Source organism: Bartonella saheliensis, assembly GCF_902162175.1.
This window is the reverse complement of the sequence record NZ_LR607321.1, coordinates 1-963: the sequence shown is the minus strand read 5'-3', so window position 1 is coordinate 963 and position 963 is coordinate 1. Positions and strand designations below refer to the sequence as shown.

Annotated in this window: 1 pseudogene; it reads right to left on the bottom strand. The window is 39.4% G+C overall.

From position 1 onward, the window contains the following. A pseudogene (locus FS875_RS10330) lies at positions 1 to 963 on the bottom strand (Vomp family autotransporter); the annotation flags it as partial.

Here is a 963-nt window from a genome sequence, read left to right as displayed (position 1 = left end):
GAGCCTCACCCTTTTCATCAACCTGAGATAATTGATAGCTTGGACCCGTAAAGACACCTTCTTTAAAGGATGCTTCTCCTCCTAAGAATTGCGCCACATCTTGAGAGATTGTATTAATCTGACCTCCTGTAACCGCATCATGGGACCCACTGGCAATCTTACCATCGGCAACATTATGCAAACCAACAGGGGCAGAACCCTTACCTTTTCCAAAGGTCACACTGGTGTAATCAATTTTTCCATCTGTCTTTTTATCATAAAGAACAACAGCTGAATCTTCTGATTGAAGAATGTTAGAAAGATCCTTCAATCCTTTATCAAATTGCTCTTTGTTAATGGCTTCATTATCATTGACTGCTGCCTTAACTCCAGAAAGCGTACGATCTGCTTTATCTTTGTTAGCGATATTGATTTCGCCACCCTCTTTTTCTGCACCTATCTTGATACGGCCTGTTTCATCCTGTTTAACAAGGCTATCACCTTCTACTTTGGTAATTGCGTTATTAATCTCATTGGTAATCTTATTTTGAACATTCGTGAAAGACGTACCAACTCCAGCTAAAGCATCCGCTACATTCTTATAGCTTTCTTCTCCAGAGCCACCATCATCCTTAACTGTCTTCACTTTGAAAGTTGGATTAGTCCATTTTCCTTTATCATCATAGCCAGATCCGCCACCAAAATAGGTCGCAAGCTGCTCGTTCATCAAATAAAGTTGTCCACCCGTAACTGCATCCGTGGAACCCTTAGTAACATCACCATTCAAAATATGCGTGATCTTACTCTCTTTTCTTAAATCACCTTCTCCATGTTGCGCACTAAAGGCATGATCATCCTTGCTCCATAATAAAGCATCACCTTTAACTTCTTTATTAATGTTGTCTAACTTTTCATTAAAGTTATTAACAACGTTATTCAGATGTGTGTTCACATTTGTGAAGTTCGTATCAATACCTGCAAAAG